Genomic DNA, 18,304 nt, shown 5'->3' with positions numbered 1-18,304 from the left:
AACAACGTCATGTTACAATAGTATAACGTAAATAAATTACAGGATATAGCCATGGATCTCCCATCTGACATCTTTGACTTACTTGATGACTCCCTATCTATTATGAATCCTCCGGGCATTACCGATGAACTTAAGCAGGATTGGCTTGAAGAGAATTATCGAAGTTGCATTAATGACGCATTTGAGTTTTCTGATCTTAATGAGATCAATGAGGCGGCTTTGCATGAAAAGGCTTTAAATCGCCTAAGAGGGCGTATCCGTGCCATCTCCAAGTTTTCTCCATATGATTTAGCTTGTGCCTATATGGAACAAGAAGGGCTGTTTGCTCAAGGGGATGATACATCACGCGCCTCAATTGCTAAGCAAAAAGCGCTTATTCATACTTCCAGTCCTGACATGAAGTATCTAATGCGCAAAATTAACAACAAAGGCAGTGCAGAAAAGCTATTTTGCAGGACTTTATCAGGTCTTGGTCTTACTAGGGATATAGAGACTTTAACTAAGATTTCTGAATTCAATATTCGTGGCAATCGTATAGAGGGAATGCCATGGCTTGACCCCCGTCCAGATGGCTTATTAGAGGACTCCGACGGCAACCGTCATTTGGTGCACTATGTTTGCACTGCGGATGCAAGTCGCCTTGACACTCTCAGTATGACAACTCCTGATGAGTACGCCCTCAGGTTGCATGCAAACCGCCTCGCACTGGGTCATCTTGGTGTTAAGGTGGATGAAATGCATGTTGTGATGTACGACATCGCCAATCATAACGTTGCATATGCCGATGTGGAGCCCAACCTAGAGATAGAACAAAGCCTAGCAGATGCAGGGTTTGAGATGTCTCAGCACATCCATATGGGTGCAGAACCGAAGCGCCCACCATCGGATCAGGATTACTCTAAGGTCCCCGCGCTACCGGAAGACGCTCATGATCTCATGTGTCGATTTATTTTGGCAGATGTGCTTGAAAAACTCGTGGCTAAAGATGCTAAGAAAGCCAAAACGGCACTGGAAGAAGTCCTTAAAAAGTATGGCATGTATCCTGAGTCACCCAATTCTAAAGTAAATATTCCTTTTGTGAATATTGGTTGCTCAAAGGGCCGGGAAACCGTAGATAAGCCAGCTCTACTTCAAGCGTATATTGAGAATGTCGGGAACCTTGATGACTTGCAAGCTACCGACGATAAAGGAAACGTACAGTTTGATTACCTAAGGTCGCACCTCGTAGAACGTTTCGGTAAAGAGATTGAAGAAAGCTTCGTTAAACAAGGTAAGAATTCTGTCCGTTTTACTATTGATAAAAAGACCCACAAGGATGTCTATGACGCTCTTGTTGTGGCAGCCGATAATTTCAAGGCTGCATATACAGCAGATGCCCTCATTGAGTTAGAGGCTATACCTTTTATTGCTGAAGGTTTTAAAGACTTATCAGTAGATAAGGACTTGTTGGCAGGCTTAGCAGATCAGTCCGTGCAAATGGATAAGACAGAGGATGAGTTAGGTTTCTAATGTCGCATTCGGATCGTAACAAAGTCATTATCCTTTATCCTCGTGAATACAATAAGCGTGGTAATGCTGACCTCCATTCCATCCTTGGGGTCACTCCTGAGGGAGAAGAAATCAATGTAAAGCTTAGGTTAGGGGATCAGTACAAGTACATGAATCCCCCTCCTTCTGTTCAGTTGTTTAGTGATATGCGGCCTAATAACCCCCTCAGGTGCCACGCTACAGCAGAGAACAGTGCATCGTCTCGGGACGGTGTATTAATATTCAAAGATGTTCACAAAGATCGTAACAATCGCCGCAATATCCCCAGCTACATTGCACATTACGCTAACGTTCTTGCCAGTGACAACTCATGTGCTGAACCTGTGATGGGTATTGGCCGTGTCCACTATGAGCTCGATAAAGTCCGCAAAGCTAAGCTATCCAGAGACCTTAAGGAACTACAGGCCTCCAACCCCGAACACCCCAAGATCCAGTCATTAAAACGAGATATTTCAGGTCCCGGCTGCTATAAATTCGCGGTATTGATTTACAAAATCGAACATACACGCAGTTGCTCAACATCAGACTATTCAATCCTAAAAAAACTGGTTATCGATGCCGTTGACTTGCTTTATAACGAAGGCATTACCGGCGGGTTCGCAATTAAGGCAAATGATGATAATAACGCAATTTTCGATGGGTCTTATAAGGAGTTTTTCCCTGCCTTCTTACGGGATGAGACTCGTTATGAAACAGGCCTAGAATTATTTGAAAAACTGAAGCCTTACTTTGATGAATGGTCTGGTAAAGGTCAGGAATTCTTTGTTACCCCTATCCAGAAAATTAACGCCAATGCTGCAGCAACACATTTTTTCTCGAGTGCGAACAATTTCCGTGATCTTCAAAAAGCATATGGCTCCGGTAGTGAATTCAATCTTCGTAAAATTGCTGTTCGCATTGAGTATATGACTAACTATGAGTCATATACTGCTGCACATGCGCATCATATATCTGACAATTTAGGCCAACCTATTCAAATTGATGCATTGGGCGAATTCACGCTCCAGCCTCAATCAAAATACATAGATAATGGTAAATTCTGTGAGAGCCCGGAGCTATCAGCTATACCCTTATATTCATTTTTGGAATATATGGGTATTGAACATTTACGCTCATCCTCTTCAATACCTCAAGAAGAGACAAGGGATACAGTCCCTATTGAAACTAATGAGAGGCACGTGGGCGAAGAAGCTGCCTGTACGCAGATAGAGAATAGTCAGGACCAGCAGGCAGCCAACAACTCAGAAACGCTTACCAACACAATCTCTGATGCCTCAGAACTAAATCAGGGGTCACAGCCGAGCGATCATCCCGATGAGCCAACAGATGATCCGAGTGGACAATTATCTGATATTAGTGAAGACGTTCTCATGGATTCTATATCTGATGGTCAAGAAGAAGATAATAATCAGCATAGCCCAAGTGCCACAGACGAAAATAGCGATACTACTGTTAATATAGAGAGTGACTTACCGATCGTCGTGGAATCTCAGGACGATAGCTTTGATGCGCTAGATTCCTTACTTGAAAATAGTGATCCAGTTTTGGATGTTGAGCATAACAATGACTGCCCTAAGAATACTGAGGTTGAACCTTTAATTGATGATGGTGAGAACCACCCTCCTATCGAGGAAGAGATAGATGATGTATCTACAGATGCCGGGTCTGATCACGCTGTTGAATTGTCAGTAGGTCAAGAGTCAGAAGGCGATATAGGCCTGAAATCGGACCACGATATAGATACTCCAGATGATGACCAATCTGACTCTGAAACCAATCCTAGCTCTCAATCCTCTGCTCAAGTCGAGATTGAACAAGAAGATGAAACAGATCAACTTCAAGAGTTGGGTGCTGAATCTATTGCTGAAACCGAATCCGAAACTGAAACTGAAACTGAAACTGAAACTGAAACTGAAACTGAAACTGAAACTGAAATTGAAATTGAAATTGAAAGTATTGACGAAATCACAGAGATTCCGTCAGCACCCGCCACTGACAAAAAACCGGGTTGGGCACGTTTTACGAAAAACTCATCAGGTGGAACAAAAAATCGCCTAAAGAGTACTCTGAAAGGTCTCAAAAAATAAAAAAGCATGACCCAAGGGTCATGCCAGTAAAATGAATTAAAAGCCTTTAACGCGAGTAACTTTGCTCATTTCGCCTACTAGCAGGCTGAGATAACCATTCAGGATTTTTGGCCACATTACAGAAGAATGTATCTTTAGCTTTCTTTGCCGCTTCAACTTTTTCCTGTCCATATACAAACTCTGGAACATCTTCTTTAGAGCAGCCAGCTTGCTTAGCAATAGCCTCACCATCAGCTTTCATCTGAAAGCCTTCTTTCATGCTTTCTGCCACTTCAAGTGACATAATGTCAAAATTCTTATAGTTGTCGTTCCTTGTAGACCATAAACTACCGATTTGAACCATCTCGCCTTTATTACCCATAGTCAGCAGACGCCCCGGTTGCTTTGGTGCTTTTGGCTTATAGAACACACAGGACATGCCCTGAACATCACTTGGATTCACATCACCCGGGATATGCTTCAGGTATGCTACATTTCCTTTCTTGTCCTCAATGTCGAGGATTACTACTTCCAAATCATATGCCTTATGAGCTAATGCAACAAAACCCTGATCAAAAACCAATCCTGCATCGCTAGCTTCACGCAAAACACCCAGTGCTTTTGATACTTCACCGAGTTTTAGTTTTTCAGCCTTTTGCCCCTCTTGACGAACATAGTAAACATCGCCTTTCGACGCAGTAGCTTCAAAATCATGCTTAACTCCTACGCCATTGATAATAGTGCGGTCCCCAATTTGGATATGACCATGTTCAGTAAGGCTTATAGTATGACCTCTCCAAGTATCACCCACCTTGGCTTGAAAATGAGAGCCATTACTGCGATAGATGGTCAGTTCGCCGCCATTCTGATGGGCTTCCCAATTATCTAAGACACCTTCAGCAACTTGATACTCACGGTACACAAATTTCGACAAAACTTTTGACTTAGGCTTATTGTCGGTCATGGGAATCCCTAACGTTAAAATTGTTATAATAAATTAATTATAACACATATAGAATTTGGCTTGAATACACTTCTCGTGGAAATCCCTTTCCACGAGAATGCTTATTTAATCGACGTGCTGCTTACTTTTGTCGGTAATTTCTTTGAAAAGTGCATCCAGTTTACTTCGGATGTTTTCCTCAGTCAGTTTCTCTGGCATTGGTTGTTCAGGATACTGATTTACACGTGCAGATAGAACTTCAATAGTTTTCTGAGCATCCCCTTCTGGGTCATCTGATCCCATGTCACTACCCGATTGAACCAGTTGGTTTCTTGGCTTGAACTTCTCTTTCTCGAGATAACTCATTGGTATGGTATTGCCTTTAGTGATTTGAGTTTCAATCACCTCTTCCAGCATTTCCTCATACTCATCAGCCAAAGCAGCTGCATCCTTCTTAATAGACTCTTCTTCAACAGGCTTATTCTCGTCCTGAAGAAGATCAATCGTATCATCAGGTAAATCATCATTAGGCTCTTCATCGAAGACATCATCAAAACTTGAAACATCAATTTCAACCTTAGTTTTCTCTTGAGGCTGTTTCGCTTCAGCTGGCGTCTCGGCAGCTTCTTTATCAGTACCACTTTCCTTATCCGCAATCGTAGGTTCGGTAGGTTTAGGGCGTGGCTGTGGGATACCAGCATCAACTGGACCATTCGCCACACTGATACCTGCTTCCTCGCTCATGGATTTATCGATTTCCTGCTCTTCTAGCTCCTCAATGCCTAGGGCAATGATGCAAGCTTCATTAAGGTCTTCGCCCTTCTCAATTGCCTTGTTGATATTATCAAACATTTTGGCCAGATTATTATCCAGTGGGTAAATAGCTCTAGCCGCATCCATAGGCTCATCGCGACTTATAGCTTTAATCTTGTCTTCAGCTTTCTTAATCATATCCAGCTTGTCTTTTGGCCAGCCACGTACCTGTAAGAAACGGTTAAGCAATGCATCTCGGCACTGATAAGGATCGGCATAGAATAGCTGCACGGGCACTAGTGTATCAGCGAAGATGATTGTAGCCTGACCTTTATCCAGTGCTGTAAAGTCACGAAGATTCAAACGGTTCTTCTGCTCAATTCGAGTAGACATCTGATCTTTATAACCCATACCCATACTCTCAAGATCCATTTCATAACCCTGAGTGACAGATTCATAAGCGGTACCAGCACGTTCTTCGAGAAGTTTAAATGTATTAATTTCCTCGATTTTCATTCCCACCGTCACGTTTGTGTTGGCGATAGTTTGTTCGGCCTCCTCTTCTGAGCCCTTCTTAAAGCCTGCATAATCCTGCCCTGCAAATATACAGCACACCCCAAGACTTCGTGCCTGCGCCGCGATGACAGCAAATCCTTTTACAGAATAAAATCCGTACTCATCAAGGATCAAAAGGAATGGAACATCAGAAGTTGTTGGTTTTGTTTCAATAACTTCTCGATAAGTACCTTCAATGTCAGAACCCAGTGCAGGTGAAAGTGCAGCCTTAATACCGGCCACCACCAACTTACCCAGACCTGCCAAGGCATCAATATCCTTCTGAATAGCCGGGAGCATAACGAACAAGCAACGACGGTTAAAAACAACATCCTTGAAGTCAATTTCACCCAAACTGGTCTTGAATATATGTGCATAAGTCTCCGATAAGTCAGCCATAACCTCTGTGAGCTGCATAATCAAGAATCCATGTTGCTCCAGCGCTTTGGAAGAAATCTGCCCCATAATGGCGTCTTCTTCACTAAAGCCCGGAAGCTCCAATAGATATGCTTTAAGGAATTGCGTCACTGCAGGAGGCATATCACCACGGTTTGACAATTCAACAATTTTTTCTAAGGGGAAATAGCCACGGATTGTTTCTACATCTAGGTAAATCTCCCCTATATCACGCAAATAGCAGAGCGCTTTAAGCAAAGTACCCAACATTGCAGAGGATCTACCTTTCCACATATCGTCGCCACCTCCATCTCTCATCAACCCCACGAATAGGGAACGGAGGGACTCGCTGTCACCGTGAGCACAAGGGTTTGTCGTATTGGATTTACGCTCTAAATTTCGCGTATTAAAGAGGCTATTATTCTTGCCATCAATAAGGTAGTTTATTACAAGAAGGTCATCCTCTCGCCCGACTCGCCTACATAAACTAAAGGCAAGCCAGAACACGGTGTTATCTGATTTGCCATCTACAAAAATGGCGCCTGACCCAAATATCATGGCTTGATAGAGCAAACCAAGCAAAAATCTCGACTTACCCGAACCAGTCGAGCCAAAAACTAATACATGCGTTTTTAATATATCTGCACAAAACCAGACTTCTGATCCATCTTCACGGGAATTCCCCATAAATACGATACCGGCCTTATCATCAATAGTACCATCTGACTTAACATGCTCAGGTCCAACCGGTTTATTAAATTGATAATCAATGTGTTTATTGCGTGCATACATGACATAAAGCATCGCAAAAACAAACGCAATATCATAAAAAACAGGTAAGGATTGGAATAAAATAGGAACAGCAGCTATCGCAATTCCCGCGATAACCATAAAGACCCCACCCATTTCAGCCGTGGATTCAGCAAAAACCTGTCGAAATGGCCTTACATCTCGACGTATAAGAGCAGGATCTAGATCTTGCTTATTTGATATACTGTGTTGTTTCATAGCGTTTTCTTATTATTATTGTGTTTTTTATTTTTTATGCTTCAGCAGTCGGTATCTTCAAGTAAAGTCGCAATGCTTTAACAGCTTCGGTTACTTCTGGATGAGTTATGGGTTGCCCCACCTGTCTCTCAATACACCAATGTGCAAACACGCCAGCACATTCTGAAAACGGTGTATTCCTGCCTGTTGAACTAATGCAGTACCACAGTACTCGATCCTTACCTTTCAGATCATTTCTCACCTTACAAGATGGAACGGTACCGCCTTTACGTGCCTCTTCTAGTAGCGACATGATGCCTGTACGCACAAATCCATGCCTCATCATTACCATTTCAGCCGTTAGAGCATTAAAGGTTTTGGAATATTTCTCATTGTCCAAAGCACCCATCACCAGCTCTTCCAAATGCAGTGGGTCAACATCTGCTTTATTTCTAAATTTCTTACCCTTCTTCAAGGCTTCACCTTCAACAGAATTAATCTGCTTAAAGATACGCTTTAAGACATCATCCCATTTAGGTTCAGGTTTGGTTTTTCCAGTTAGGAATCTCTTATATACCTTTTGCAGGAGAGGGATAAATTCCTCCTCAGAAAAGGCAACTTTGGAGGCATATAAATCGTATGCAAAACGTTCTTCTTTACTTAAATACTCCAAACCGCGGAACGGAGGGCCGATCTGACGTTCAAAAGCACGTCGAGCGAGATCCTCATCAAAATCATCTTTGCCATCCCAAACAGATGTCCTAGCTTTTGTATTTTCCATGCCAATCGGCGGCACACGCTGCGCCCAGTCTTCAGGAGATACCGCCAGTGCAAACAACGCAGAATCTTCATCATTAACCTTAAATCGACTTTTCTTTTGTTCAGGATGCACATCCGTGAACATTTCAACCGCTGGGAAGAATGGTGCCACACGCGATAGATATTGATTTAAATCATAATTATTCTTAACTTCAAAGTTACGCTTAATATGACGCATGCCATAAACAATAAGGATAATACCTAGCGGCCATGAGAAATAATTTTTGAAGTAATTATCTATTTCTGTAATAAAGAATGGCTGGACTTCAGTTGCCTTCATGTTCTGAAGCGTATCAATGGCTTGCTCAATCTCAAGCTTGCCATACAAAGGTACCCAATCAGGAATCCATGCTACCAGATAGAGTTCAAATAGCCGCAAGGTCTTCCAAGGACCCGCAATATATTCAAAGTTGTACTTAAAGAACAGATAGAGACCACCTATAATAATTAAACTTAAAATAAAGTAGGGTAAAAAACGATCTTCACCTGCCTGTTGTGTGCCTGCTCTCATTCTTTATATTTCCGTTATAGTTACATATTCTGTAATGCCGCTAATGGGTCATCAAACCCTTCTTCGTCAAACTCATTCAATTCATCATCTATTTCATCAGCATCCTGCATCCGAGGATCAAACTCCTCAATCAACTCTGCCTTGGTTGCCTCTTCATTCATCTCAGCCGATGGATGCTGAGATTGCTGCATGGAGGTTTTTTCTTCCTGTGCGTTATTGTGTTGCGTTTCAACGCCTACACTTGGTGCTGGTTCCTTTTCCGTAACCGGTGCACTTTGCATTGGCACTACTTGCTGTGGAGCATGTTGCACCGGTATAGCAGGCACGAATCCGGGCAATGGAGATTCGAGAGCTTGCTGGACTGCTACTGCATCCTTTAAGCCCTTGGAATAACTATTAAACCCGGCACGCACCAGTGTTCGCAAGGCCTCCTGCTTATTACGACTCTCTGCAAGAAAATCTAGGATTTCTGCATCTAAGATGTCGTCTGTATACAGGGCAACCTGTATCCGTCGTCTCATTTGTCATTTTGTTTTTGCTTACGTTTCTGAAGCGTCATCGCAACGTACTTAAACATACCCCACGCATTAGCAAATGCCGGATCTTTGTGGATTTCCTGACTCGGGAACCAACCTTCAACATAAGGTGCGATTACGGCGCTCGTACCACCAATGAATACAACTTTGTCGATGTTAGCGCTCTTCTTAAGCTGCTTAAGAACCAATGACTGAAGACGTGTGGCGAAGGATTTCAGGCATTGTGCAACAGCAGGGCTAACATCCTGCTCCTGCCCCCAAATACGTACCTTTCCAGTCTTCATGATCTGCTGGATTTGCTCAAAGTCCAACTCTGTACCGAGCTCCTCTTCAATAACCTCTTTAATTTCATCATGAATATCCAGCATACCCAAATCTTCAGTATGCGATCGCTTGTCGACTATATACTCCCTTACAACAACGATATCTGTTGTACGACCACCAACATCAATATAAGCAATCCGCTCATTGAGCTTCGCATCATTTATAAAGTATTCACCAGATCCATTTTGATCAATGATGTAATCAAACCAAGCAGCAAGCCCCTCAGAAACCACCTGATGATTAGCTATGCGTGGCATAGAAAACCCATCAATTGATGTGATATCATTCTTCATCAAATTGGCCTGCTTCTCTTTAATTAAATCTTTATTAGGCTTACCTGCACGGTAGTATTTCTTGTAAGGCAAGCCAGTACATATAAAGAGATTTTCATTCGATGTTACGCCCGCCGCTATCAGTGCATTAGCCACTGCAACACGGTTTTGCGCGGATAAAGGGAATGCGTCAAATGCTGTGGAATCTGCGTCACTAATGTTGCCAGCTGTGTATGCATTACCGTCGCCGTCATTGTAGCTAAACATGTCTTTATGTTGATCATTAACGACTACTTGCTCTTCGATGCCTGCCTTCACGCGTGTAGGCTGACGGAACGTTGAACCATCTGGCAGAACAATCTTAATTTCACCGTAGCCATCATCTACGCCGACAGGAATCATGTCCATTAAGGTACTCCAAAACTTGTTATTTTTATTATTCAATAATATAAAACATATTAATTGCTGAGTCTAGTTATTATAACGCTTTATATGGTACGTATTTGAATGTCGTTATAATAACCACTCATGCCTATCGCAATTCCTACCACTTAAAGAAGGGGGTTTTAGATGCCGAAGTAATACCCTACATGACTCGCAGATAACTATTAGTGTTTTAGCGCCCGATTGATACCACAGACAATTCCATTGAAAGTTAAGCACGATTTATCACACCCTAACCATTAATGGTGCCGAGAACGACGGAGGCCCCAACTTACACACGCAAATCTACCTGCGAAATTTAGCCGCAGCTATCAGACATTTCTTTTGTGAGATTTATAATGTGCTGCGATTTTCATCAACCTCACTCAATTAGGACTTTCGCAGTTGAGGTCGATCATAAGGTGGATTAACACAATAAGCTGGATTCTATTGCTTCACACTCCCTACCCCCAATCCTTACTGGGATAGAAAAAGAGCCACTATAAAGTGGCCCTAATATGAGCATTAATTTAAGTTACTCCATTAACCTAAAGGTTCATTTGCTTCTAAAGCTTATATTCAGTATATGTAACATCTACCGCCCTCAAGTCTTCCAGCTTCACCAGAAGTGGCTGTGCCCCACCTTCATATTCTGTGTCAAAAACATCAAGAAATACCGTATTGGGTTCTTCTGAAATTTTCTCGCTGATTATACCCTGAGTGACCTTCCCGCAAACAGTTGCATAAATACATGTAGGAACAACTTTCTTTTTTAATTCCTTTTTCTTTTTTGGTGGAGGAACTAATGTAGGTGCACGATCTTCATCGGATGGGTCGAAACCCTCCCAGTTTTCAGGATTTGCATAAGGATCTTTTTCCTTTTGCTCTTTCTTTCGAAGCAGAGGCTCGTACTTAGACTTTACTGTCTTTCTTGTGAGCTCCTCTGAAGAGCTTGCAATGATCGCCATCAGAGATGCTTCTTTAGGATCTAGCTCACATAGCAAAGAGAAATAGTAGATAGCATCTGCATCTTTAACGAATCCCTTAATCTTATTCCAAAGATTTTCAGGTATATTCCCAATAGACATGTACCTTCTTACATATTCTTTTTTCTTACCTGTAAGCTGAGCAAGCTCACTAAGCGTATATTCAACGCCAGCTACCTTCTGGATTTCTTTGTAACTGCCATATATCTCCTCTGGCGTTAATTCATCACGCTGTATGTTTTCTGTAATTTGATCTAGAAGAGAGTCTAATTTATCCTTTTCTGTTTTTGGCTTGTCAATAACCTTACAGTCAATATACTTCCATTCCGCATGGCCTTGCTCTACTAATAACTTAGCACCCCTCCATCGACGCTCACCCACCTGAATGATATATCTTGAGCCATCCCTATATACAATAATTGCCTGCAACTGTCCTCGAGATAGGAGGCTGGCAGCAATTTCGTCTATATCAGAAAATTCTTTTCGTATTTGAGGGTTACTAAAAATGTTACTTATTGGCAGTCTTTGATAAGACTTGCTGAACTCCTCTTGCTCCTTAAGCTTTTCAGTCTTCTCCTCAACCTTTGTTTGCTGCTTCTGTCCTTCTGCCACTTTCGTGAGTGCAGCCGCCCGAGCTTTATCCATTGAGTTGCCCATATCCCCTTCCCTCTCTCATTAAATCTTTTTGAATTCTAAACCACAGCTAGCCTTCAAGTCATCCGGCCAGAACAATGCCACCATGTAATGATTCATTACAGCAGCCAACTCTTTGCGAGCATCTAAAGACGCCTTGGTTTTTTTATCCCAAATTGACATTTGATTGTTTTTTGCAAACTTCATAGCCACCCTGTGCTCCGTCTGTCTAAAGGGTCCATATTTTAAGTTTTCAGGGTTATCTTTAAACTTAGTCAATGCCTGAAGTTCGTTAATATTCATTGATACCTGCGTGAAAAAAGTACCCAAGTGTGTAATATCAATCTCATCTCCAAATTCCTTTTTCATTGCCTCAATTAATGAGAGCGTTCTTGCCAAGCCTTTAAAACTATCGATATCTACCGTGCTTGGGAACAGCGTGTGTGTGCTAGTATATATGCAGCTTTCCCACACCCTGTTGTGCCCAGCCTGAGTATCAAAGAAAACAAGGTCGTAATCCCCATACTCAATCATTTTCATCACATTGGCTTTGAAATTCTCAAATGCTTTAATTCTAGTTTTTTTGATCCCATCCATAATAAACAGCCCAGAAGGTACTACATGGATGTTTGACCCAAACTTACTCGCCTGAATTAAGTCTTCCGGATTTTGTAGTTTCTTATTATAAAGAACGGAAGGGCAGACCAGCTCACCACGGCCCATCTTATCTTCGAAATCAGGAAGCATCCAAGCGCTTGAATCCCCCTGAGGGTCAAGATCTATAACTAAAATCTTTACCCCTGCCTCCGCCAACTGTCTGCCAATATACACGGCACAATGCACCAAAGTAGTACTTTTGCCAATTCCGCCTTTTTGGTTATTCGTAGTCACAATCTTTACTTTGCTCATTGCAGCAACCCCTTCCCTATAAAGCTGACTTTATGCATAGGTTAGGCATGCAAAACCACCCAGTCAAGAAACTTTTGCTTATTTTTAAAAAATCGTTATATATGGTGATTACCACCCTCTAAAGATCTTCCGATAGCCCCAATTGCCGCACCTTGAATTCAAACCATACTCCCCACTAGCATGCTAGCGCTCATTTTTATTAACACCCTCTGATGATGGACTAGGGGTTGTTCTTCTAGCATGCTAGCGTTCTTTGATGACCAAGACAGATCCGCACTTATAGAAACCACTAGCATGCTAGCGTTTTTTGATGACCAAGACAGATCCGCACTTATAGAAACCACTAGCATGCTAGCGTTTTTTGATGACCAAGACAGATCCGCACTTATAGAAACCACTAGCATGCTAGCGTTTTTTTGATGGACCAACATAGAACCGCGCTTATGCAAACCACTAGCATGCTAGCGATTTTTTGATGGACCAACATAGAACCGCGCTTATGCAAACCCCTAGCATGCTAGAGCTTTTTAAATGTCACTCTATGAAGAAGAAATGGGTAACGCTTCTAGCATGCTAGCGCTTTTTTTGATGACAAAGGTAGATCCGCACTCATTGAGTGCTACTAGCATGCTAGCGCATTTTTTGGTGGATTAAATTACAATCACGCTCATGAAACCTCTAGCATGCTAGCATCGATTTATTTGCTTAATAATCTCGGCGCTTAAATGGAGGTGATTCGGCTTGCGTACAGACAAGTTGCGACAATTGGACAGAAGTTTTAGAAACTACCATCTCTACAAGTTAGAAGATTAGGGTTTTCTATGGGCTCCTCTCGAGAATGCAATCACTAGCATGCTAGAGGTATTACCACTGTAGCTTAATAGAGGAGTTTTAATGAAGAGCAGGGTGCTGCGGTGAATATCCTTTTTCCGTCTCTTCAACAAAGAGGATAGCCACTCCAATAAGATTGGAAGGCAAAAAACATCCATTACACTCAATTACATGTGAGAATTAACAAGCGGAGGAGAGGTTGTTCGAATTACAATCTTTTAACAATAACAAAATTATAAGATTCTGATGTCTTTTTGAACTTGCTATACATCTTTAATGTAGGTAATTCGACATCACTTTCATCCCCTTTAGTTACTGACTTCAGATAGTCAGCAGGAATTGGCTCCAAGGTTGCGAACTGGTAAAGACTCTTAGCAACTCTAACCATGTTGTTGTATTCAGATTCAGATATAGAGCTAGGAAAATCAAAAACAAGACCCAGAATAGCTCCCCCATTACTTGTAATCATGAATTGAGGAAAATATTCCTCTCCATCAACATCCACATAAGTAGATTCAAGTTTACAATGAAGGTATTTGCTCTGGTTGGAAATTCTCTCCGCAGAAAAGGTCTCAGCTATCTCTGAGCATAAAGTTTCTGGACTACGCTGAGTAAATACTTGGTCACCCTTGTATTCATGGATCACATTGATCGTTTGGTGAGGTTTGGTCTTAGCAATGTACGCGATCCCCATCATTCCGAAAATTAGGATAAGCACAATAGCAGCAATTAGATAACCCAACCTCCCAATATGAAGAATCATTATGCAGCCCTCATATGATCAGGGAAAACAAAGCCATTTTTGACAGTTTCTGCTGTAACCGTATATTTATCTATGCTTGACAGGGAAGGGGCCTCATACATGAGATCCAATAGAGACTCTTCCATTATACTTCTAAGCGAACGTGCTCCAGTTTTCTTTTCTATAGCCCGATCCACTATCGCATCCAAGGCACATTCCGAAAACTCGAGTTCAAAGCCAGCCTTACTAGCCAGTTTAGTATACTGAGCAGTTAAGCTACTTTCTGTATTAACAAGTATAGAACGCAACTGCTCACGCGTAAGTTGATGCATAGTAACTACATGATGGAATCTGCCAATAAATTCAGGAATCAATCCTCCAAATTCTACTAAGTCATCTGATGTGAAGTTAGCCTTTGGGGCATCCATAGTAGCAGAAGGGGAGTTTGTATCATCTTGTCGACTAAACCCTATGCTTGATTTAGATTCCAGCTCCTTTCGCTTTTCAATATGTGCAAAGGCCCCACCAGCAATAAAAAGGATATCCGTAGTATCAATAAGCCACTGATCTTCATTTGGATGCTTGCGATTACCTGTTTTAGGTACACTTACAATAGTGCCTTCGACAAGTTTTAACAGCGCTTCCTGCACACCTTCACCAGAAACATCACGCGTCACGGAAGGGGAGTCTGCCTTGCGGCTAATCTTATCAATCTCATCGATGTACACAATGCCATGCTGCGCTTTCCCAATATCACCGTCAGCTGCCGTAATAAGACGCTGTAGGATAGTTGATACATCATCACCCACATAGCCAGACTCAGTAAGTGATGTAGCATCAACAACAGCAAAAGGAACATTCAGTAACTTAGCAATCATCCTTGCCACATGACTCTTACCACAGCCACTAGGACCTGCGATAAGGATATTACTCTTTTCAATTACAACAGAGTCAGAATCAGAACGCGTTTCAATGCGGTTGTAGTGGTTATGAATGGCAACAGCAAGAACTTTTTTACAGAAATCTTGACCAACAACATGTTTATCAAGCTCGGCTGTGATCTCTCGTGGCTTAAGCTTTTCATGCTCAGTGGTGAATGTGGCGCCAGAAACCTGATTATTCTGAGAGTCTAGTAAATCAGATGCATTATCTACGCACTCATTACATATGCAAACGCTAACCCCCTTAACAATAGGGCCCTTAATGAGAATAACACCATCACTATGGTCCTTTTTACAGAATGTGCAGAAGAGCGAAGACTGGTCAGCCAACGTAGATACCTTTTTATACTTGTTTTTATAGCAATATTATATATTTTCCTTATATTAAGTCAACACAATCTATTACTATAACGTTTTTTGACCACTCAGCTCTAAGTCGTGGGATTCTTTAAGGTTGTCACCAACAGAAAGATCCACCTTTAGCTCAAACGATGATGCGGACTCCATTGCATTCGTGATGATTGGGACCGCTTGTGCGGCCACGGAGGAGGGTACTTCGAAAATTAACTCATCATGGACCTGCATAACCATTCTTGCACCCACATCAGAAAGGCCGTTTTTATCAAGAACATCACAGGTTTTAACCATCGCAATTTTTACAATATCTGCTGCGGTACCTTGTATTACAGCATTTACACACTGGCGTTCAGCACGCTCGCGCAATCTACGATCTTTTGAGTTGATGTCTGGGTAGAAACATCTCCGTCCATAAAATGTTTCAACATAGCCATTTTCACGACAGAATGCTTTCGTTTTTTCGATAAAGCCTTTAATAGTAGGAAATCGATCGAAATACTGATTAATGTAGCTCTTTGCATCATTTGTTGATATATCCAATTGCTTAGATAGCCCGTATTCTGACATGCCATAGATTAAACCAAAGTTGATAGCTTTGGCATAGCGTCTCTGCTCACCTGTAACTTGGTCAAAAGGAACACCAAAAACTTCCGCAGCCGTCATTTTATGAAGGTCAACGCCATCTTTAAATGCCTGAATCAAGGCCGGGTCTTCTGATAGCTCAGCGAGAATACCGAGCTCCATTTGTGAGTAATCCCCCGCTATAAGCTTATTGCCTGCATCAGGAATAATTAGTGTTCTTGCCGCTCTACCACCTTGATCCCTGTTTGGCATATTCTGCATAGCAGGCTCATAAGATGAAATGCGCCCGGTCTTCTTAAGCTGATCGAAATGGGTATGGACCCGATCTGTCAGATTATCAGCCACAGGTAGCAACTCTTTACCCATCTTTGACTTCAAAGCGTGAAAGAGGGACTTGTACTCACGTATTTTGGCGATAAGAGAATTGTTCTCTTCGAGTATCTCTAGAAACTCATTCTTTACACTGCGATTTCCTTCTTTTTGACCGGGAACTGTGAGTTTAAGTGTGTCGTAAATGAATTCAGCAAGTTCATTTTCAGCAGTAACGTCTACAGCGTGACCCCAATGCTTTTTAATGTGGTCAGACATCTTCTGAATTTTCCTATCCAAAACCTCGGACATCTCCATGGCTCGAATACGATCCACCTTCAGGCCTGCTGATTCGACTTCTGCCAGTATCTTGGTGCAAGGCATCTCAACATCCTTAAAAAGCGAGAAAAGCTTCCCTTGGTCAGATAAGGCCTTATACAAGTGTCTATTGAGCGACAGCGTTTTCCTCATTTCCTCTGAGACACGTTTTCCGAAATCTCCTGCTGCCAATTCCTGCTCAAACCCAAATACAGCTACTGCATCTAGTGGATTTTTAGCCTCACTGCACTCATAGTTGAGTAGAGTGCCAGCGACATAAGAGTCAGAAATGAATTCAAGTCGGGATAGGTCAACGCTGTAAGGCCGCAAATGACGTCGAGTTTCGATTGTATAATGGCCTACCTTCCGGACCTGCTCGTTATACAGAAGATTGTTGGCAAATTCTGTATCTACAATATTCACCTTGTTTAGATCGATTAGGTAGGAAACCCCTGAATCCCCCATTACTGCAAGATAACATGTGTTATTGGCTTCATAACTTGATACACAAACAGTTTCACTATCAATAAGCGACTTGTATGCGCTCTCTAAAGCGGAGTCGCTATCAACTTGAACATACCCCCTACGAATAATCTCATACTTCTCTTTCAGAGGGTGTGAGTTAGGTATCAAATCTACAAGGCCATTATCTCCAAGTAGAGTATATAGGGAATCATTGTCTGACTTTACGCGTTTTACATCAGGCAAATCCTGTTCTGGTGGTTGATGAGAGGCAAAACGAAGCATTTGTCGGGCTGATCGTTCTAAATCATCAGTATAGTGCTGAGCAATACGCGCTTCCCTGCCTGAAACTTCTTCCAAGCCCTTTAAGCTTGTTTCTATGTCTTTGAATGGATCTAATAAGCCAATAATATTGCTTTCAGACAAAAATACGGATGGATGAATTTTTAAAGCGACATACAGTGCTAATTGCTCGCCTTTGAATGAGCGAGCTGTATTGCTCATTTCAACATCCAGTGTATTAACTTTACAAGAATTTGCACCCTGTGAGGTAAGTTCAAGTAAGCAGACTTGCAGGTTGTTCGTGATGACATCTACATCTGTTTTATTTAGAGCGTTTTTAACAAACGAACCTGTAAAGTCCTTGATTACTGTAAAGCCTAATGATTCTGAAATGTTCTGAATAATTTCTTGACCAACCTCTGAAACCGCTTCTACGTTAGGTACGGTTACGGCAATAGCATCCTTTGACTTGTAGTCCGTTAATGCAACACGAAATGCATCAAGCAATGCTTGCAGATTTTTTTCCTTACTCAAACCTGTTGTCAGGAAGGATGCTGAGTCAATTACTAACATTTTCTGGTCTCATTTCTACTCTAGATTCTTATTATAACGTTTTTTAATCGAGAAAACTAATTCAAATCTGTTTGTTTATTAACCAAGAGTTAACTTGAATTAGTTCTGCCCTAATGAGCGTTAAAATAAAAGAAAGCTACATTACCGTGAAGAGTTCAGTTTTATCTGAGAAAGAGGAGCGCCGGGAAAGACTAGGGAACCTCGTAAATCCGCGAAGCGGTAATATTTTTAAGAGGGTAGCATGAT

Annotated in this window: 12 protein-coding genes; 2 read left to right on the top strand and 10 right to left on the bottom strand. The window is 41.9% G+C overall.

The genetic code is table 11. The features are described from left to right. The first annotated feature begins 51 nt into the window (after nucleotides 1–51). Entirely contained in the window at nucleotides 52–1,509 is a 1,458-nt protein-coding gene (locus ACMXYT_RS22395) for a hypothetical protein (protein ID WP_415912633.1), read from the top strand. Next, a complete protein-coding gene (locus tag ACMXYT_RS22390; RefSeq protein ID WP_415912632.1) occupies nucleotides 1,509–3,635 on the top strand; it encodes a hypothetical protein in 2,127 nt (708 codons plus the stop codon). The genes ACMXYT_RS22395 and ACMXYT_RS22390 overlap by 1 nt, the downstream gene beginning before the upstream one ends. A gap of 46 nt (nucleotides 3,636–3,681) precedes the next feature. Here the strand turns inward: ACMXYT_RS22390 and ACMXYT_RS22385 are convergent, their stop codons facing one another. The 10 genes from ACMXYT_RS22385 to ACMXYT_RS22340 all read right to left on the bottom strand — a co-directional run bounded on the left by ACMXYT_RS22385 (nucleotide 3,682) and on the right by ACMXYT_RS22340 (nucleotide 18,058). Continuing rightward, entirely contained in the window at nucleotides 3,682–4,578 is an 897-nt protein-coding gene (locus tag ACMXYT_RS22385) for a hypothetical protein (RefSeq protein ID WP_415912631.1), read from the bottom strand. A 105-nt stretch (nucleotides 4,579–4,683) separates the two neighbouring features. Beyond that, nucleotides 4,684–7,269: a type IV secretory system conjugative DNA transfer family protein gene (locus ACMXYT_RS22380; protein WP_415912630.1), complete on the bottom strand. Its 2,586-nt coding sequence runs from the start codon at nucleotides 7,267–7,269 to the stop codon at nucleotides 4,684–4,686. A 34-nt stretch (nucleotides 7,270–7,303) separates the two neighbouring features. Further along, a complete protein-coding gene (locus tag ACMXYT_RS22375) occupies nucleotides 7,304–8,578 on the bottom strand; it encodes a hypothetical protein (protein ID WP_415912629.1) in 1,275 nt (424 codons plus the stop codon). Between the two features lie 20 nt (nucleotides 8,579–8,598). After that, nucleotides 8,599–9,099, bottom strand: a complete 501-nt coding sequence (locus ACMXYT_RS22370; protein ID WP_415912628.1) for a hypothetical protein — start codon at nucleotides 9,097–9,099, stop codon at nucleotides 8,599–8,601. Next, the gene (gene parM, locus ACMXYT_RS22365) at nucleotides 9,096–10,118 is read right to left on the bottom strand and encodes a plasmid segregation protein ParM domain-containing protein (protein ID WP_415912627.1); all 1,023 of its coding nucleotides are present in this window, start codon (nucleotides 10,116–10,118) and stop codon (nucleotides 9,096–9,098) included. The genes ACMXYT_RS22370 and parM overlap by 4 nt, the downstream gene beginning before the upstream one ends. Before the next feature lie 581 nt (nucleotides 10,119–10,699). Continuing rightward, nucleotides 10,700–11,776 (bottom strand): ParB/RepB/Spo0J family partition protein, encoded by a 1,077-nt coding sequence (locus ACMXYT_RS22360; RefSeq protein ID WP_415912626.1) that lies wholly within the window; start codon nucleotides 11,774–11,776, stop codon nucleotides 10,700–10,702. Between the two features lie 18 nt (nucleotides 11,777–11,794). Beyond that, nucleotides 11,795–12,661, bottom strand: a complete 867-nt coding sequence (locus ACMXYT_RS22355; RefSeq protein ID WP_415912625.1) for a ParA family protein — start codon at nucleotides 12,659–12,661, stop codon at nucleotides 11,795–11,797. Between the two features lie 1,039 nt (nucleotides 12,662–13,700). Beyond that, nucleotides 13,701–14,255: a hypothetical protein gene (locus ACMXYT_RS22350; RefSeq protein ID WP_415912624.1), complete on the bottom strand. Its 555-nt coding sequence runs from the start codon at nucleotides 14,253–14,255 to the stop codon at nucleotides 13,701–13,703. Then, a complete protein-coding gene (gene clpX / locus ACMXYT_RS22345) occupies nucleotides 14,255–15,505 on the bottom strand; it encodes an ATP-dependent Clp protease ATP-binding subunit ClpX (protein ID WP_415912623.1) in 1,251 nt (416 codons plus the stop codon). Before clpX ends, ACMXYT_RS22350 begins: the two co-directional genes overlap by 1 nt. Before the next feature lie 75 nt (nucleotides 15,506–15,580). Next, entirely contained in the window at nucleotides 15,581–18,058 is a 2,478-nt protein-coding gene (locus ACMXYT_RS22340; RefSeq protein WP_415912622.1) for a DNA polymerase, read from the bottom strand. Between the last annotated feature and the right edge of the window lie 246 nt (nucleotides 18,059–18,304).

The sequence above is a fragment of the Neptuniibacter sp. QD37_11 genome (assembly GCF_047778105.1).
Lineage (GTDB): Bacteria > Pseudomonadota > Gammaproteobacteria > Pseudomonadales > Balneatricaceae > Neptuniibacter.
Note: the sequence above shows the minus strand (reverse complement) of the source record. Positions and strands in the feature narration are given on the sequence as shown.